A 17,535-nucleotide genomic window follows, 5' to 3' on the forward strand; every position below is an offset into this window, starting at 1 on the left:
TAAAATATTCTTAAAAAACTTTCTTGCAGTTTCCTCACTACCTTTAGGAGCAGCGAGCTGAATATGGTCAATTGATTTAAAAATAAAGGGCATTTATATCCTTCTCCTCTGACTTCAAATGGATATTCCTTTTGCTATTTCCAATTTTACGACAATTGGAATGATAAGGAAATTTAAAAGTTATTATTTATAACCATAAGTCTTCCTTATGGCTATAAATTTTTTGTTCTTCAACTAACCTGCCCCTTTAGTTCATTAAGAAAAAGGCCACCAAATGCAGCCCCAGATCTCAACTACCGAACCTCGTAGTTGAAGAATTTTCTATTTGGAATTTATGTAATAAACCAGATTATCAGTCCATTCACCAAATTCAAAAATAAATCCTTTTCTTATGCATTCAAACTCCATTCCTACATTCTCTGCTAACTTATAAGAAGGTGTGTTATCAACGTTTATATGAGCCTCAATTCGGTGGAAATTCAAGTCTTTAAAGGCGATATTAAGGGCTTCTTTTACTGCCTCTTTACAATAACCATTTCTCCAATATTGATTATGAATAGTGTAGCCTATCCTACCCCATTGAAAGTCATTTCTCTCTAAGGTGGAGAAATCTATCGTTCCAAGATGTGTACCGTCTTCTTTCCTAAAGACACCAAAAACATATGCTATATCATTCACTGCTAATTCTTGATGTTTTTCCACTAAGTTGGTAAACCATTCCTCTGTACATTCACTCATATCAATCTTCCCTTGATCATACCTGTGTTGAGATAGAAGTCTATTTTTAAATTCGCTAAGCCAATTTTTAAAATCATCTTCTTTTAATGGTCTTATTACTAATCTTTCTGTTTCTGAAATGCAGTCAAATTTGTTCAAATAAAACAACCTTTCTATTTAGGCCTTTTCTTAACTCTTAAAATCTCTCCATTTCAAAAAAAATAAATCCAATTATTAACTATTCGCCTTAACAGTAATAATCCCTTTTTGCAACGTATTCAATCTTCAACTAACCTGCCCCGATAGTTCCATAAGAAAAAGCTGCCTTAAAGACAGCTCCGATCTTTAGCTAACCCACTTGTTTGTTGAATATACAGTTTAAAATCCATTACCCTGGAATACTATTCTCATTAATTCGACGGCTATAAAGTAAACTAAACCAACGAATATACTAAGACCTAAAGCAAATTTTCTCCAAATTCCCTTCTCACTAAGAAAAGAAAAAGAGAAAGATATAATGATTCCAAATATCATTAATATACGAAAAGTTGTTACTCCAGGATCAATTACTCGTGTTATATTCGCAGCAAAGAAAGAAACAAATAACCAAGATAATTAAAGTAAACGAAATAATCCCTAAATATTTTTTCATGATTCCCCACCCTTCCCTCCAATCTATTTTACCAAAATATAGTAAATGTGTATTTTTTATTTGAGTAACTTGTCCTTTGGATCCATAAACTGCCGAAGCAACCCCTTATAGAACTAAAGCACCTGTTAGTTCATTAAGAAAATCGATTCTTATTAAAGAATCGCGCCCGTTTGCTGAATAAGATTTTTCTATCTTATTCTAAAAGACTTGCTACTGAATCTGTGTACGCTTCTACCCATATAGAAAATGGAAGTTCGTTATCCCAAGTGACCATATTCATGACTTTCTGGACTCAATAATGAATTATCCTTCTATTTTTATATTTCGTTTTACTCTTTTCAGTAATTTATCTCCTTGGATATGAATGAATAAAACTCCAAATAGCGTTATGATTCCTCCTATAGCAGAAAGGGTAGTCGGCACCTCTCCAAGCCAAACCCAAGCAATCACAAATGTAAGAGCTGGTGTTAGGTAAAGGGAGCTCGTTGCCTCTGAAGCTCCTGCTCGAGATGTAACAAATGCTAATGCAAAATAAGGAATAACCGTAGGAAAGAGACCTAAGTACAAAATGCTAAGGGTAGATTCTATAGGGGAACTTATTATTTCCTGACCTAGTCCTGGGAGATAGAAAAGCATAAAAAATGTACCTGCCCAAATCGTATAGGTAGTAAAAGCAAGAAATCCATACTTTATTAAATAACGCTTTTGAAAAACGAAGTATAAACTTTCTGAAAAGGATGCTAAGAGAATAAATAAAATTGTAGTGTTAAATTCAAAATGATCTCCTGTTCCAAACGATATCAAGATAACTCCCAGAAAACTTATAATAGATCCAATCCACCTTATAAATCCAAAGCGTTCACGCATAAACCAAACGGCTAATAGAGCAGAAAAAATAGGAGTCATAGATACAATTAGGCTTGCAGTACCAGCACTAACCGTTTTCTCTCCAACGTTTAAAGCTGTATGATAAACCGTGAAACCTAAAAATCCTAACAATAAAATAGCTGGAATATCCTTTAATTCAGGTAAACGTATACGAGTGAGTATAGCAATTACTACGAGAGCTATAGAACCAACTAGTAATCGAAAAAGGGCAAGATGTTCAGGTGTATAGGATTCTAATCCAACTCGAATACCAGGAAAAGCTGAAGCCCATAGAAAAATCGCAAGACCATAAGCGACAATAACATTAAAACCCCATTTTTTTGCCATTTGAACACATCCTTAGAATAAGGAACCAACCAATATTATTTCTGGTTCCGATTATTTCTAATATTAATCAGTATTTGATAAAATGTCCTCAACCAGTTGGGTAATTTTTAACCCAACCACTTTGGATTAAAAATAGAGTGTAAAGGGGTTTTATATGAGTGAAAACAAATAAACAATATCCGAAATATCAACAAATTGTGGATTATATTAAAGAGAAAATTGCAAATGGGGAATGGCCAATCGGAAGCAAAATTCCAAGCCAGCGTATATTAGCTAAGAGATTTGAAGTAAATCGGAGCACTGTTATCACTGCTTTAGAAGAACTAATGGCTGACGGGTTAATTGAGGGTAAGATGGGAATGGGAACAGTCGTAGTTAATAATACTTGGACATTAATAGCCACAAATCCTCCGCCTGATTGGAACGAACATGTCAAATCAGGATTACACAAACCGAGTCAAGCAACAGTTCAAGAGATTAATCAAGCCGAATCAAACACAAACTTTATTCAGCTTAGTAAAGGAGAACTTTCCAAAGATCTATTTCCTTTAGAAACAATGAAGCTCGTTATGGGGAAAGTATCTGATAAAATGGAACCTTTCGGGTATGAAGACCCAAAAGGGTTCCTCCCCTTACGTGAAGCATTAACTAGTTATTTAAAAGGATTGGGGATTAATGCCTCTCCTTCTTCCATTTTAATTGTTTCAGGAGCATTGCAGGCTTTGCAACTAATTTCAGTTGGTCTTTTACAAAGAGGATCAACCGTTTTACTTGAAAAACCTTCTTATCTTTATTCTCTACATGTTTTTCAATCAGCTGGGATGAAGCTTACAGGTTTACCGATGGACGAACAAGGTCTCTTGCCAAACACCGTTTTTACTTCAAAAAAACAACAGGGCAAAGTGATTTTATATTCCATTCCTAGTTTTCATAATCCAACAGGGATATTAATGTCAGAAAAACGCCGTCAAGAACTTCTTGAAGTATGTGAAAAAGAACAGCTTCCAATGATTGAGGATGATGTTTATCGAGAATTATGGATTGATGAAATACCTCCACTTCCTTTAAAGGCAAAGGATAAGAATGGACATATTTTGTATCTTGGCAGTTTGTCTAAAACGTTGAGTCCTGGTTTAAGAATCGGTTGGATTGTTGGTCCGGAACCTGTGATTGAACGATTATCCGATATAAAAATGCAAACCGACTACGGTTCTAGTTCGTTATCTCAAAGGGTTGCAGCTGAATGGTTATCAAGTGGTCTTTATCAACAGCACCTTGAAGATGTAAAAGAACAACTAAAAATACGGAGGGCAGTTGTTTTGGATGTTTTAGAAACTCATTTAAAAGATATAACAACATGGAATGTACCGAAGGGAGGATTTTTTATTTGGCTAAAAATTCTACCTAAACTATCAATGAAAGATCTTTATGTAAAAGCATTATCTGAGGGTATACTTCTTAATCCAGGTAATATTTATGGTCAAGAATCGGACCGTTATCTACGTATATCCTATGCGTATGCCTCTTTAACAGATCTTAAAAAGGGAATACATGAAATTGGTCAAATCATTCGTGAATTAGCAAAGAGTTAATAAAAATCCTCATCCAAAAGAGAATTGGTTGAGGATTTTTGTCACCCTATCTTTTCTTGCTGCTGTACTTGGTATGGGTGAATGGGAACATAAACCACTAATTCCATAAGATTTATCAATAAAAGTAGAAATATTAACCAATGGGAAATAAAAAGTGTTAACTTACTTATTCAAATTCGCTGAAGAATTTCTTTTTAATATCATTCCACTCCTCTTGGATAATACTAAAATAAACATCATCTCTTTTATTTCCATTTTGATCTATGTAATTGCTACGAAAGATTCCTTCTTGCTTAGCTCCAAGTTTTAGAATTGCTTTCTGAGACCTAATATTGTCTATATCTGCACTAAATTGAACTCTGTTAAAGTTCATATTTTCAAAAGCATATTTTAATAATTCATATTTACAAGCTTTGTTTATTCCTGTTCCCTGAAACTTTGTCCCATACCAAGTCCAACCTATTTCTAATCTTTTATTATGATAATTTATATTTCCAAGTCTTGTGCTACCTGCAATTTTTTTTGTTTCTTTATCAATAATAATAAATGGATATGCCTTTCCCTCTAACTTTTCATTTAAAGTTGAATGTATATACCCATCCAACTCCTCTTCTGTACGAATAAATAAACCCATGTATGTCCATAGAGACTCATCAAAAGCAACCTCTTTTAGAGTTTCTTTATACTCTAAGGTAAAAGGAACAAGTAATACTTTTGAATTTTCTAAAATAATTTCATTCTGAAAAAAACTATTCACTATTAAATCACTTCCTATTGGTATTTTATTCTAATATAGAATACTAAACACTATTTTATATTACATATTGCGTTAAATACATAGATATATTAATCTTATTTTGTTAATTACTTTATTATTTATTTTAATTTCACAATTTTTCTTAAAAATATAATGTCAAAGGAAGATGCTGCCTTGGATGATATTGATCAAAGTATTTTAATTCTACTTCAAGAAAATGCTCGAATATCTATGACAGAACTAGGAAAAAAAGTTGGACTTTCAACTCCTGCTGTAAATGAAAGGGTAAAAAAGCTTGAAGATAAAGGGGTAATAAAAGGATATAGAGCTATTATCGATACTGAAAAGCTAAATAAAAGTGTAACTGCCTTTATTTTATTTGATACGAAACAAGGAAAATCATTTAGGGATTTCTGTAAAAAAGATCATAACGTAGTTGAATGTCATCGATTAGCAGGACAGTTTAGTTATTTAGTAAAAATCGTAACGGAATCAGTTCAATCGCTTGAAGAATTTATTGATTCTTCATTAACTTATGGAGAACCTTCTACGTTAATTAAATTATCTTCGGTGGTAGAATATAGACCTTTTAGTTAAAGTTTAATGAAATTGTAAAAGGGTTCCGCCAATATTTTTGATGTAAAGCCTAGACATTGAAAAGCCGAGTTTTCTCCTTAAAGTAGGAAAACTCGGCTTAATTGATGTCGAATAATGCTTAGCGTATGTTTTCCGCGTTTTGCTACCGGGACCCCACTAAGGGCTTGTTCAACTAACCTGCCCCGGTTAGTTGCATAACAAAATGCAGCCTTAAAGGCAGCTCCGATCTTCAGCTAAAGCACCCGTTAGTTTAAGTACGATAATTCACAAACTTAACCTAATTTCTTCTTTATTGATAAAAGAAGCTGCAGATTAGCAGCTAAACTAGAGGCAACTTCCTTATTGAAGTAAGACACCGAAGAAGAACGAAATAATTTCTAATATAATAAGGATAATTAATGAGTTACTAAAGGCAAGAATTATTTTTTGAAATAAATAATACGTATTTTCCTTATACTTGCGCTTATTGAAAGCGAGATGGATACGTAATGTCTAAACAAGGGATGCAAAACAAGGATCAAACGAGAAAGCAAATCGAGAAACAGGATAAAAGAAATGATGTTGAATTAGGTAATGAATTTCAAATTGGAAACACAAGTTCACAGAGCCAAAAAAAAGTGGACGTCAAGTAAATAAAAAATAACCTCGATCTTTCGGGGTTATTTTTTTCAATATTTTTGTGGCTTTAAATATCCTTTTTGACCAGGTAGTCATAACTCCTTCATTTTCCATTCATTTGATTATGACTAGAATTCCATGAGTTAATCACCCAAAATACCATAATTCATCATAATCTTTAATAAAATACGACAAGTCCATTTAAAATCGTTGGTAACTATTTTTAACTTGACTCCAGAAAGTTTATTATCTAAACTAAAAATGCGCTTAGACGAATGTCAGGGCTAAATTTTTTTGGTTATTTAGTTTAGTTAATAAACAAAATGGAGATGGGGAAATGAAGATACCATCTAGAAATTTGACCAGAATGATTCTGTATTCCGTTATGTAAATGATTCTATCAGCTATTCATCATTACTGTGCGCCCACTATTTGTCAATCACCTTGGAGACTTCATGTTGTTCAAGTGAGTATCGTCTTGATTATTTATAGCTTGTGATACTTGTTGTTTGCCGCAAATGGCTTAATACTTTATTTACAAAAATTGATTTCCATCTTTTTGGTCGTTACAGGTGTTGTTTCAGTTGCCTGGATTGGCATTTTTGAAGGTGGTTACAATTATTTTGTCAAAAACATTGTTTTTTTGATTGGAGTGTCCGAATTATGAAACAGAAAAAAGTAGATCGTACAAAGTCAGGTAGCCAACATCTAGGCCAATTAATTATGCTGCTCCAACGTTTAGAAAAACATCCACATACGTTTGGAGAGGCGGGTCCTTTGACACCGACTGAGATTCATACTATTGATGCGATTGGCGTGGAAAGAGGTGTGCTAATGAGTGAACTCGCCAATCGCCTTCAGGTAACCAAGGGAGCCGTTACGCAAATTATTATCCGTTTGGAAGACAAGAACTTAGTGGAACGAACTCCAAATCCAACCGATTCAAGAAGTGTGATTGTATCTTTGACCAAAAAAGGAAAAAGTGCCTTTCGAGCCCATGAAGAGGTGCACTTACATTTCTATCGAGAGTTACGTTCGCAATTAAATGAGCAGGAGATTGAGATTTTTGAGAAGTGCATAGAGAAGCTGTGTACCCATTTACGAAAGTGATTTTTTACCTTTTTAGTTTAGTTTCTAAATAAATTAGCGATGTAAAGATAGGTACTAATAGAAGTTAGGTGGGATTTGATTGAGAGAAAAAATCATTGTGGTCGGTGGGTATGGTCAGGTTGGCAAAGTGATCTGCGATGAATTAGGAAAGATTTATCCATATAAGGTGTACGCTGCTGGACGTAACTTCCAGAAGGCAGAACAGTTCTCGAATCATACAGGGAGGAAAGTTTTACCTCTACAACTTGACGTGAATGAACCGATAGCTGGCGATTTTTTCCGTGATGTTTCCATGGTTGTCATGTGCTTGGACTTACAAAATACCAACTTTGTTCAAGCGTGTGTTAAGCATCAGGTTGATTATATTGATATTACGGCTGATTATTCTGTGATGTCAAAAATTCAAGAGATTCGTCCTACGGAATCGACAGTTGTCCTAAGTGTCGGGTTGGCACCTGGAATAACCAACATGCTAGTGAAACAAGGAAAGAATCAATTGGATCAGGTCGATTCTGCAGATATTTATATTTTGTTAGGTTTAGGGGAGGTACATGGACGTGCAGCGATTGAATGGACAGTGGATAATCTGAGTGCTGATTATTCTGTCATCCACCAAGGAAGCAGAAAACAAGTGACCAGTTTCTCTGATGGAAAGAAGATGAATTTTCCAGCGAGATTAGGACAAAAAACAGCTTATCGGTTCAACTTTTCTGACCAACACGTTTTACCTCAGACATTGGGTATTCCCTCTGTTTCCACTCGTCTATGTTTTGATTCAGCGATGATGACAAGTTTAATAGTGAGTTTAAAACGTACAGGGATTGTACGGTGGCTAGAGCAGCCCTTGATCCGAGAAAAGGTAGTGGATCTCTTTGAAAAATCGCAATGGGGATCACAAGTATATGTAGCAAAGGTAGATGTTACAGGGCAGTTGAACGGTCAGAATGTACGCTATCAAGGTTCGATTCACGGAGAAAAAGAATTTGTTGCAACAGGAAAAGTTGCGGTCTATGTGGCGAAAAATATCTATGCAGGGCAACATCCACCTGGTGTATTTCATATGGAAGAGCTGTTCCAACCTACTGATTTATTTACTGATTTAAGAGACATGGTCACATTAGATGAAAAAATACTGGAGGTATAGACAAATGGAGATGAGAAAAATGGGAAAAACAGTCCCTGGACCTAAAGAGATCCCTTTTATCGGTAATCTGCTGGAAGTAGGTTCAAAGCCGCATGAATTTTTTAAAACTTGTGTAGAAAAGTATGGTCCGGTTGTTCGCGTACGGTTGGAAAAAGACCGCGATACGTATCTGTTAAGTCGTCCACAGGATATTCAGTATGTCCTTAAAAATTCACAGAAGTTATTTGCAAAAGGGTATCACCGGGATCGGATTCTTAGTATGGTGCTAGGCAATGGTCTGGTCACGAGCGAAGGAGATTTCTGGCTCAGACAACGGAGATTATCGCAGCCAGCGTTTCATAAACATCGTATTGAGAAATATGCGGACACTATGACTCACTATGCTAGCCGAATGCTTCGTAACTGGGAAAATGGCCAAATGCTTGATCTTCATAAAGAGATGATGCAATGTTCCATGGAAATTGTTGCTAAAACACTTTTTGATATAGATCTGCAAGAAGCCGAGCATCAGGGGTCAAATCAAGTTGGTAAAGCGCTTGATCAAGTTTTTCACGAATATGTTAATCAGTATACAAGCATTACTCGTATGTTGCTTGAAATGCTCCCTTTTTCTCTGCCTACTCCTGGAAATAAACGACTGAAGGAAGGTATTCGACAATTGGATCAGGTAATCTATGAGATCATTGAGCACCGAAAAAAAGAGAATCGGGATCGGGGTGATCTTCTTTCTATGCTGATTGCAGCACAAGATGATGATGGAAAAGGGATGACTTCTACACAATTAAGGGATGAAGTGATGACGTTATTTCTTGCTGGTCATGAAACAACGGCTAATGTTTTATCGTGGACTATCTATCTACTTGCTCAACATGCAGATGCGGAAGAAAAGTTAGTTACAGAGTTAAAAAATGTGCTACAAGGAAGACTTCCTTCTTTATCCGATATTCCACATCTCCCCTATACGCAAGCAATCATCAATGAATCGATGCGTCTCTATCCGCCCGTTTGGTTTATTTCTCGTGAACCACTTGAGGATATATGGATCGATGAATATTGTTTACCAGCAGGATGTGAAGTTGCCGTTAGTCAGTGGGTGATGCATCGGCACCCGGATTATTTTTCAAAACCCGATTCTTTTGTTCCCGAACGTTGGTTCCGTGAATTTGAAAAAAGCTTACCTTCCTATGTCTATTTTCCGTTTGGCGCAGGGCCACGTGTCTGTATTGGAAATAATTTCGCGATCATGGAGGCCACTATATTGCTCGCTTCGATTATGCAAATGATTCATATGGAACTCGATCATCAACATGATGTGGTTCCAGAACCTTCGATCACGCTACGACCAAAAAATGGGATTCGGGTACGTGTCGAAAAGAGAAACAACTAATAGTTTAACCTTACTACCCGGTTTCTTAGTTTCATGATCGAGCAAAAAGGTGCAACTTTATTACAAACGGTACGACTTTATTTCAAATCCACAATGGAAACAAAGAAAGTAAATAAAGAGATAACAATATACCCCCAAAATCCTTTTTTGTCTTTTTAAAGTTCGGCTAATCCTGTCACCAACATAAGTGCCCCCAAGAACAACATAGAATATGGCATCAACTCAAAATTTTCAGTAATTAGCTGATAGGCTGATAAAGTAAGAACAATTATTTCCTATGTTGGTTACTTTTGCTATTTTTTATTCACAATGCTTATAATGATAATTTAGAACGTTACTAGTTTGGGAGGGATAACAGTGATTGAAAAAGTAAATCTTATGTCTAAGTTTGAATTGATTCATGAGTATTATCAGCCCAAAAGTATTGCAAATGTAAATGATTCAGCGTTTAAAATAGTAAAATTGAAAGGTGATTTCATATGGCATCACCATGATAAATCTGATGAATTATTCTTGGTTATTAAAGGACAAATGAAAATAAAAGTAAAGGATCAAGATGATATACATTTGAATGAGGGCGAATTAGTTGTTATCCCTAAGGGTGTAGAACATATGCCGGTAGTTGAAGAAGAAGCTTATGTTGCTCTGATTGAACCTTATGAGTTGATTAATACAGGAAACGTACAAAGTGAACGTACTGTACACAATGTTGAAAAAATATAAAATGCTATCTGATTCCAACTTGTGTGTATTCTATGTCCCGTCAGTACTTAGTTTAAGATAAAGGATAGTTAAGCCTTATTTCAATTAGAAATAGGGCTCTTCATTTTTTATTTCTCAAACGGTGTTAATTGTACTTTTAACACCAAAATTTAACAACTACTTTATTTGTTTTTAAACGAATTTATTGTAAATTAAACAACTTTATTATTCGTTCACAGAAATTCCTTCATTCACTCCCTCAGTTTGATGCGAATATCTCTCGAATGCTCACTTATTCGCAGGATTTCATAACCCTTTTAATTAGACTTACGGGTAAATGAAATGAGTTCAGATCAGTTAGGCTTCGTGAAGGCATAGTTCAGCTATCACTCTATATTTTACCATATAATGCACATCTCCACGCCGCCCCTGGAGGCTTTCCCTCCCATGTCTCAACGGGTCAATTGCCCTCTCATTCCTTCGTCATGCCTATCCAAGGGGTGGAGGCCAGTTATGCTAACCTGATGGGTCACAGTGCCCTTTTGTTCAAGAAACCTGGTACTCCGTACATATTTGAAATCCTACGAATAAGACAACATTCAAAATTAAAGTTGACTATTATAAAATGATACTTTTTATATAACTAATGTTTTATTTCTATGCTGCTAAAGGGATTGATACTTGGACTTTTTTTGGACAATAAGACTCGTTTCGTCGTGCTATTCCTACAAAAATCCTTGCTAGTTTACCTATCAGTTTCATGATTGATTTCATTTTCTTTATCTTCTTTACCTTCACATTATGGGAATGGACGGCTTTAAACTCAGGGTTATTCATCACAAGGCTCATAGTTGCTAAGTAGAGGAATCGTCGTAGTCTTGACCTTCCACGCTTTGAAATGACAATCTGACCTTTCCATTTGCCTGAACTTGCTTCAGCTAGATGTAATCCCGCATGCCGTAATAGAGAGTTCCCGTGAGAGAAACCACTTAGATCTCCTGATTCACCCAGTATCCCAGCTAATGAAATTTCACTTATTCCTTTAATCATAAGTAGTTTTTTTGCAAATGGTATTTTGTAGAGAACTTCTTTAACATGTTGTTCAACTCTTTCGAGTTGCTTTACAGCGAGGTCATATTCCTCTAATAATTGTTCTAAATGGAATTTATAAGCATCAAGAGCTTGTCCGGTCCCAATAGAGGATTTGGCTAGATTGATTAGTAATTGAGCCTTCTTGGGTCCTGGTTGTCGTTTCATTAAAGACTTCCAGCCCCTCATGACATCTAGTGTTTCTAGTGAAGATATTTCATCCGGTGTAGGAAATAAACGAAGGGTGGCGATCGCCCCTTTGCACGTTACATCTTTAAACACTTGTCTGAGTTCAGGAAAGACCACATCCACCCATCGATTTACTTGATTAATAGACATCACGAGACGTTTAACAATTACATCACGGTTAGAAATTAGAACTCTAAGTTTCTCAAATGATTCGGATGTGGGACGAACAAAGGAATAATAGCCGTTTTTGACCATATCCGCAATAACGAGGGCATCTTTTTTATCACTTTTCGATTGAGTATTGTCACGATTCTCTTTATTCCTTTTTACTAAGTGGGGATTCACAGTGACTACCTCAATGTTTTGTTTATCCAGCCATTTTGATAGGTTAATCCAGTAATGTCCTGTAGGTTCCATACCCACTATTGTGGAATCTAAGTTTTTTAGTTTTTGTAAGTTTTGAATCCAACTTAATAGTTTTACGAACCCCTCTTCATTATTTTCAAATGTAAGAGGATCTCCAACTACAATTCCACGAAAGTTAACAGCTCGAGCAACGTGTAATTGTTGGGCTATATCCACACCTACAATTAGATGTGTATCGGAAATTCTTTCTATTAGTTGATTTTGTTTGTCTTGCATTTTAAAATTCATAGTAGGGCTTCCTCCTTAAGACTTTGAGTTAGATTGGACTCTATACTCGTATCTTACTGAGGGGCTCTATTTTTTTCAAACCTGATATTTAACGATCTACAGGAATGCTAACCTGCCCCGTTAGTGCCATAAGAAAAAGGCTGCCTCAGCAACCTTCCTTATTGAAGTAAAGCACCCGTTAGTTTAAGTACATTTTTTCACAAATAAGAAATACAAGCTGATTTTGTTGATTAAGCAATCATTAAATACAGCCACCGTATTTAAACACACGTTTTCTTTCGTGATAAAAACAAGAGGAGCTAATAAAACTCTTCTTTATTTTTTTTCATGAAAAGCTAAGTTTACAGCTAAGGCACCTAAAACAGATGCCATGAACCAACGTTGAATTTTAACCAAAAAAGGTCTTCTTCCAACCCAAACCGCGACCTGCCCAGCAAATAAAACAATTAGTAAATTTACAGCAATGCTAACAAGAATTTGCACCGTTCCTAATTGAGCAGTTTGAACAAGCAGTGAACCACTTTTAGGATCCATAAATTGAGGTAAAAGTGAAACATACAAGACCGCAATTTTTGGATTTAACAAATTTGTCATAAGGCCCATAACATATAGTTTTTTTGGTGACTCTACAGCTAAATGCTGTGGCTCCAGGATTGAACTTGCTCCTGGTTTTATTGCATTCCAAGCTAACCACAACAAGTAGATAACACCTAACCATTTAATGATGTCATACATTACTGGAACTAATTCGAACAAGAAGGATAAGCCCAACATTGTAGCGATGATATAAATCAAAAAACCAGTAATTACTCCTAAAAGAGAAATTATCCCGTCCCTTTTACCTTGCGAAATTGTTCTAGATATTAAATAAATCATATTAGGACCAGGTGAACAGACCATTCCTAAAGATACTAGAGCAAAAGCGCCTAATGTTCCTAATTCCATCATTAAATTGCCCCCCTTTTCAATCATCACTATACCCGTTAAATAACGTAAATTTCTTCTAATGTACGGTCTCCTCTAAGGCACTTGATGAGGGAAATTCATCTTTATATTCCATAAAAGTCTTAATCATTAAATCCTGAATTAATGGTGCATCTGAAACGTCTGCAAAATATAATATCCCTCTCTCTTTTGTAATAATTATACATTATAACCCATTTAAGTTCCTCCTTAAAAAACAAATAAGGAGATGTTTCGATATGTCGGTTGTGCCGGCGGTCATGGATATGGCGGCTTCTGCTAAAAATAGTATAAGAAAAATCTGACCTTAATTGTTCGGGATTTTTTTATTTAATCTAAGTATAATCAATATTTTCATAGAGCTATTCTGCCCCGTTAGTTCCATAAGAAAAGCTGCCTTAAAGACAGCTCTGATCGTCAGCTAAAGCACCCGTTAGTTCTATAAAGGGTAAAGATTTAGTTAATAACTATCGATAAGAGTGTAATATTTCGTGAAAGACCTAACGCCTATCGCACTAGTAACACTTCCCTTTTTATTAACAAACAATAAACCATCTCCATTTTCACCTATATATTTCCAATCATCATCTTCCATATATTTAATGAATGGCTCATAATTACCCTGTTTTACTATGTATTGATCCGGATTTTGCCAAACACGGACCATTTCAACATCTTGAAATGTTAATTTTGTAATAGCAACAGCCAAAGGAATTGGATTTCCCTCCTGAAAAATAACATCCCTTTTTAAAAATACTAGTACAAACATTAAAGCAAGCATAATAATGAAAACTCTAAAAATCTTTGACTTAAATACTAATAACATTTTTATCCCTCTCTTCTGTTAGCTTATATATAGGATTTATTGAGCAAATATACCCCACTAGCTCAACAAAGTAAAAGGCTGCCTCAGCAACCTTCCTTATTGAAGTAAAGCACCCGTTAGTTCAACAAGGTTAATTTTTAACTTCGTTCGTGTTACGATTTAAAATTTGAAAATAAGTTATTACAGCAGTTACAATGCACAATACACCACTCACTAACCAAATATAGAAAAAAATTTGACCACCAAATGTGGGAGAATTAAAAATAAAATAACTAAGTAAGAATAATACTCCACCCAAAAAGGACAAGTAATAAGCAAACCGTTTATGCTGCGGCTTTAAGAAATGGTATCCAATAAGAATTAACAAATATAAACTACTTATTACCATAATGACAGGAAAAGTGGGTTGAAATTTAACTGCGAATATAAAGTAGTCAAGTTGTGATATAGAGCTATTACTATTTACCTCACCGTATAAAAATTGAGAAAATGGTGTTGAGTACTTCCATTCCCAAGGATTATCTACGATTGCACTACCTTCATAGAAAGCAGCAACGGTTGAAATTAAAAGTAAAATAGATGCTATACCAAACTGAAACAAAAACCTAAACATATTAAACACCCTCAAATTTATTATTTAAAAATTACTCTTCACACTTAATTTAACATTAATTTAAATTATTAACATTAATATCCTTTTTCTTTATTCAATTAACCTGCCTCGTTAGTCGAAGGGGGAAATTTTTTTACTTCAATTTGAATGTATGATCTGTATAAGAATCGCACATAAAAAAACCCACCAATTGGTGGGTTTTACCCGTAAGCATATATAGCTAATTTACATAAGGGGAAGTATTAATATTTAATTTATTTTCTGCTTATCTTTGCTTCTAATGATAATTTTATATGGTTCTCCATCAATCTTACTTTTTATTTCTTTAGAATTTAAGAATTCATTGATGGTTTTCTCTATAATATGAACCTTTTCAGGTGCATCTTTATCTGAACTATAGATTGATGTACTTATAATGATTTGGAGTGGCGCTGGATGAAATGAGTAGGTAAGTCCTGTTACTTTATATTCACTTCTTGCCGTTAACCCTTCATAAATCGTCGGAAATATCTCGCTCCACTTGGCTTCTTTTTCTCTTTGAATAAGATCTATTTTATTAATCTTAATAGAGTATGACTCAATATTTTTTACCCGTAAAATTTCATTGGTAATTTCTTTTATTTCTTCTATCCTTTTTTCAGTGTTAGGAACATCTATTTCGATTATCACTTTATTTGAGTTTTCAGAAGGATAAGAAGCCCCGTAAGAAAGTACATTGAAGTTTAATTTAATCAATTGGTCATTAATCCTATTCAATGCTTCTCCGATTGCCTTCTCTCTCTCTGAGGTCGGTGGAACTTCTATATCAATCTCTCTTTTCACTTTTATTGTATACCTATCATATTCATTAGATTTTAATATCTTGGCAGCAATTTCCTTTACTTCTTCGTGAACATCTTGAAAATATTGTTCGGATCCATTTAATTTTATCAAAATGTGACTAGCATTCCCACTTACTCCGTTAATCTCATAACCTTTCTCTTCTAATTCTCCCCATATAATCCGATTTATAGGCTCTGAGTGAAATATTTTACTTAAATAAGGGATTTTTGATACAACCTCTGCCATAGCAGGAGAGAAAAAGGCTGAACCTATGAAAAGAGTGAATAGCAACGCAACTGAACAAACAGAATAAGTAAATTTTCTTCCTAAACTGTACCTATGTTTTTTGATTACTGAACTAGATAGATTATTTAAGCTTCCAACTGTTCTCAAAACATTTTGTTTATGTTTTTCTTCAAAGCGTATTTCTTTCAATACGGTTTTATTCATTTTATCTTGGAGGTTTTTCATTTTATCTTCCATCCATATTTCCCTCCTCAAATATATTTTTTAATAAATTTCGAGCACGGTAGAGTCTAGTCTTTATTGTATTTTCCTTAACATTTAATAAATCTGCTATTTCTGAAATGGAAAGATCCTCGTAATAATAGAGAATTATTACTTCTCTCAATTTCAGGGGAAGGGATAGAATTATTTTCGAAATCCACCGATTTTCTTCTAAATCTAAAAGTTTAAGCTCCGTTGTATTCGTTCCATTTTTAAAAAAGGAACTGATTAAATCGGTATAAAACAAATTTTTAAAAGACCAGCTTTTTAGTTCATCTTTACATTTATTTACGGTTATCCGATAAATCCATGTTTTTACCGACGATTGATTACGGAACTTATCCAAATGTTGATAACAACTTATAAACACTTCTTGAGCTATGTCTTCTGCTAGTGGCTTTTGCTTCACGTATGTATAAGCTAGGCGTACGACCATATCGCCATATTGCTCCATAATTGTTTCTAGATGAGTTTCTTCGGTGGTCTTATTGACTTCAAAAAAAGAAGCCTTCTCCATTTTCTTTTTCACGTGCATTCATATCCTCCTCTTTTTCTATAGTTAGACGATTCACATAGAAAAATGGTTCTGTTTTCTCCAAATTAAAAATGACTAATGACAATTTAAAATGTATATTCCCTTTTTACCTAGCTGGACTGGACTCAACAATTCTTAGATTTTTCCACTTTAATTTGAATATATGATTAATAAAGAATACTTTTAAAAGGCCGCCAATTGGCGACCTTCTTATGGCGCTAACGCACCCGTTAGTTCTATAAGGATTAAAGTTTTTATGAAACCCTTTCAACTTAGAGAAAATATCCATGCTGCTATTAATAATATAAAAAGAATTATAGCAACAATCATCATTTCTAAATTAGTCTCTTTATTATTTGCTTCTTTTCTCATTTTCTTTCTATACTCATGCTGAATTTTATATGTATCTCTTTTATTTTTTTTGCGTCTATCCATATTTGCACCCACCTATTTGTTCCGATTATTCGGACGGTGTTAAAAATAATTCTTGTTGATCTACAATTTGATTTCATAAAGAGTGTTTGATACTTTTTCTTGTGTAAAAAGCAAACAGAAAAGGAATCAAAGGCAGGAGTGTAACTAGTCTGTACCAACTTTCTCCACCAAGGAAATATAGTGATGGTAGGACAAGTGCAATTCCACTTATTAATAATACTTTCCAAGATTTTTTCCATAAACCCCATATAAATAAAAGCAAAGAAGCTCCAATCAATAGCCAAAATACAAGACCCATCCAAAAGAAGCCCATTTATTTCTTCCCCCCTGAAATCATTGTCTCAACTTCTAGATAATATTCGCTGTTTTTTGTTGGATTCCCATTTAACTATCCTGCCCCGTTAGTTCCAT

17 protein-coding genes and 1 pseudogene are annotated in these 17,535 nt (G+C 34.6%); 7 read left to right on the top strand and 11 right to left on the bottom strand.

Translation table 11 applies throughout. The features are described 5' to 3' along the window. The 3 genes and pseudogenes from Q8G36_RS26995 to Q8G36_RS27005 all read right to left on the bottom strand — a co-directional run. A pseudogene (locus Q8G36_RS26995) lies at positions 1–93 on the bottom strand (glyoxalase); the annotation flags it as partial. A 228-nt stretch (positions 94–321) separates the two neighbouring features. Further along, a complete protein-coding gene (locus Q8G36_RS27000; RefSeq protein WP_305161278.1) occupies positions 322–876 on the bottom strand; it encodes a GNAT family N-acetyltransferase in 555 nt (184 codons plus the stop codon). 796 nt (positions 877–1,672) lie between these two features. Then, on the bottom strand, positions 1,673–2,584 hold the full coding sequence (locus Q8G36_RS27005; RefSeq protein WP_305161279.1) for a DMT family transporter: 912 nt from the start codon (positions 2,582–2,584) through the stop codon (positions 1,673–1,675). A gap of 158 nt (positions 2,585–2,742) precedes the next feature. Between Q8G36_RS27005 and Q8G36_RS27010 the strand changes: the two genes are divergently transcribed. After that, entirely contained in the window at positions 2,743–4,176 is a 1,434-nt protein-coding gene (locus Q8G36_RS27010) for a PLP-dependent aminotransferase family protein (protein ID WP_305161280.1), read from the top strand. 166 nt (positions 4,177–4,342) lie between these two features. Here Q8G36_RS27010 and Q8G36_RS27015 read toward each other — a convergent pair whose 3' ends face one another. Next, positions 4,343–4,933 (bottom strand): GNAT family N-acetyltransferase, encoded by a 591-nt coding sequence (locus Q8G36_RS27015; RefSeq protein ID WP_305161281.1) that lies wholly within the window; start codon positions 4,931–4,933, stop codon positions 4,343–4,345. 174 nt (positions 4,934–5,107) lie between these two features. Between Q8G36_RS27015 and Q8G36_RS27020 the strand changes: the two genes are divergently transcribed. The 6 genes from Q8G36_RS27020 to Q8G36_RS27045 all read left to right on the top strand — a co-directional run bounded on the left by Q8G36_RS27020 (position 5,108) and on the right by Q8G36_RS27045 (position 10,512). After that, positions 5,108–5,530, top strand: coding sequence for an Lrp/AsnC family transcriptional regulator (locus Q8G36_RS27020; RefSeq protein ID WP_305161282.1), 423 nt, complete (start codon positions 5,108–5,110; stop codon positions 5,528–5,530). A gap of 488 nt (positions 5,531–6,018) precedes the next feature. Further along, positions 6,019–6,162: a hypothetical protein gene (locus Q8G36_RS27025; protein ID WP_249598940.1), complete on the top strand. Its 144-nt coding sequence runs from the start codon at positions 6,019–6,021 to the stop codon at positions 6,160–6,162. A gap of 649 nt (positions 6,163–6,811) precedes the next feature. Next, positions 6,812–7,258 (top strand): MarR family winged helix-turn-helix transcriptional regulator, encoded by a 447-nt coding sequence (locus Q8G36_RS27030; protein ID WP_249598939.1) that lies wholly within the window; start codon positions 6,812–6,814, stop codon positions 7,256–7,258. 79 nt (positions 7,259–7,337) lie between these two features. Beyond that, positions 7,338–8,402, top strand: a complete 1,065-nt coding sequence (locus Q8G36_RS27035) for a saccharopine dehydrogenase family protein (RefSeq protein ID WP_249598938.1) — start codon at positions 7,338–7,340, stop codon at positions 8,400–8,402. Between the two features lie 4 nt (positions 8,403–8,406). Next, positions 8,407–9,789, top strand: coding sequence for a cytochrome P450 (locus Q8G36_RS27040; RefSeq protein ID WP_249598937.1), 1,383 nt, complete (start codon positions 8,407–8,409; stop codon positions 9,787–9,789). 357 nt (positions 9,790–10,146) lie between these two features. Continuing rightward, positions 10,147–10,512, top strand: a complete 366-nt coding sequence (locus tag Q8G36_RS27045; RefSeq protein WP_249598936.1) for a cupin domain-containing protein — start codon at positions 10,147–10,149, stop codon at positions 10,510–10,512. A gap of 636 nt (positions 10,513–11,148) precedes the next feature. Here the strand turns inward: Q8G36_RS27045 and Q8G36_RS27050 are convergent. The 7 genes from Q8G36_RS27050 to Q8G36_RS27080 form a co-directional block, all read right to left on the bottom strand. After that, complete coding sequence (locus tag Q8G36_RS27050) at positions 11,149–12,423, bottom strand: IS110 family transposase (RefSeq protein WP_034313262.1); 1,275 nt, start codon at positions 12,421–12,423, stop codon at positions 11,149–11,151. A 315-nt stretch (positions 12,424–12,738) separates the two neighbouring features. Then, positions 12,739–13,371, bottom strand: coding sequence for a LysE family translocator (locus Q8G36_RS27055; protein ID WP_305275296.1), 633 nt, complete (start codon positions 13,369–13,371; stop codon positions 12,739–12,741). A 475-nt stretch (positions 13,372–13,846) separates the two neighbouring features. Then, positions 13,847–14,212 carry a hypothetical protein gene (locus tag Q8G36_RS27060; RefSeq protein WP_305161284.1) on the bottom strand — a complete coding sequence of 122 codons (366 nt, stop codon included), beginning with the start codon at positions 14,210–14,212 and terminating at the stop codon, positions 13,847–13,849. A 130-nt stretch (positions 14,213–14,342) separates the two neighbouring features. Further along, positions 14,343–14,825, bottom strand: a complete 483-nt coding sequence (locus tag Q8G36_RS27065) for a YjdJ family protein (RefSeq protein WP_305161285.1) — start codon at positions 14,823–14,825, stop codon at positions 14,343–14,345. 249 nt (positions 14,826–15,074) lie between these two features. Then, positions 15,075–16,130 (bottom strand): DUF4030 domain-containing protein, encoded by a 1,056-nt coding sequence (locus tag Q8G36_RS27070; protein ID WP_305161286.1) that lies wholly within the window; start codon positions 16,128–16,130, stop codon positions 15,075–15,077. Further along, positions 16,120–16,689, bottom strand: a complete 570-nt coding sequence (locus Q8G36_RS27075) for a sigma-70 family RNA polymerase sigma factor (RefSeq protein ID WP_370694084.1) — start codon at positions 16,687–16,689, stop codon at positions 16,120–16,122. The genes Q8G36_RS27070 and Q8G36_RS27075 overlap by 11 nt, the downstream gene beginning before the upstream one ends. A gap of 267 nt (positions 16,690–16,956) precedes the next feature. Next, positions 16,957–17,124 carry a hypothetical protein gene (locus Q8G36_RS27080; protein ID WP_305161288.1) on the bottom strand — a complete coding sequence of 56 codons (168 nt, stop codon included), beginning with the start codon at positions 17,122–17,124 and terminating at the stop codon, positions 16,957–16,959. Positions 17,125–17,535 lie beyond the last annotated feature (411 nt).

This window comes from Peribacillus frigoritolerans (genome assembly GCF_030676415.1).
GTDB lineage: Bacteria > Bacillota > Bacilli > Bacillales > DSM-1321 > Peribacillus > Peribacillus frigoritolerans_A.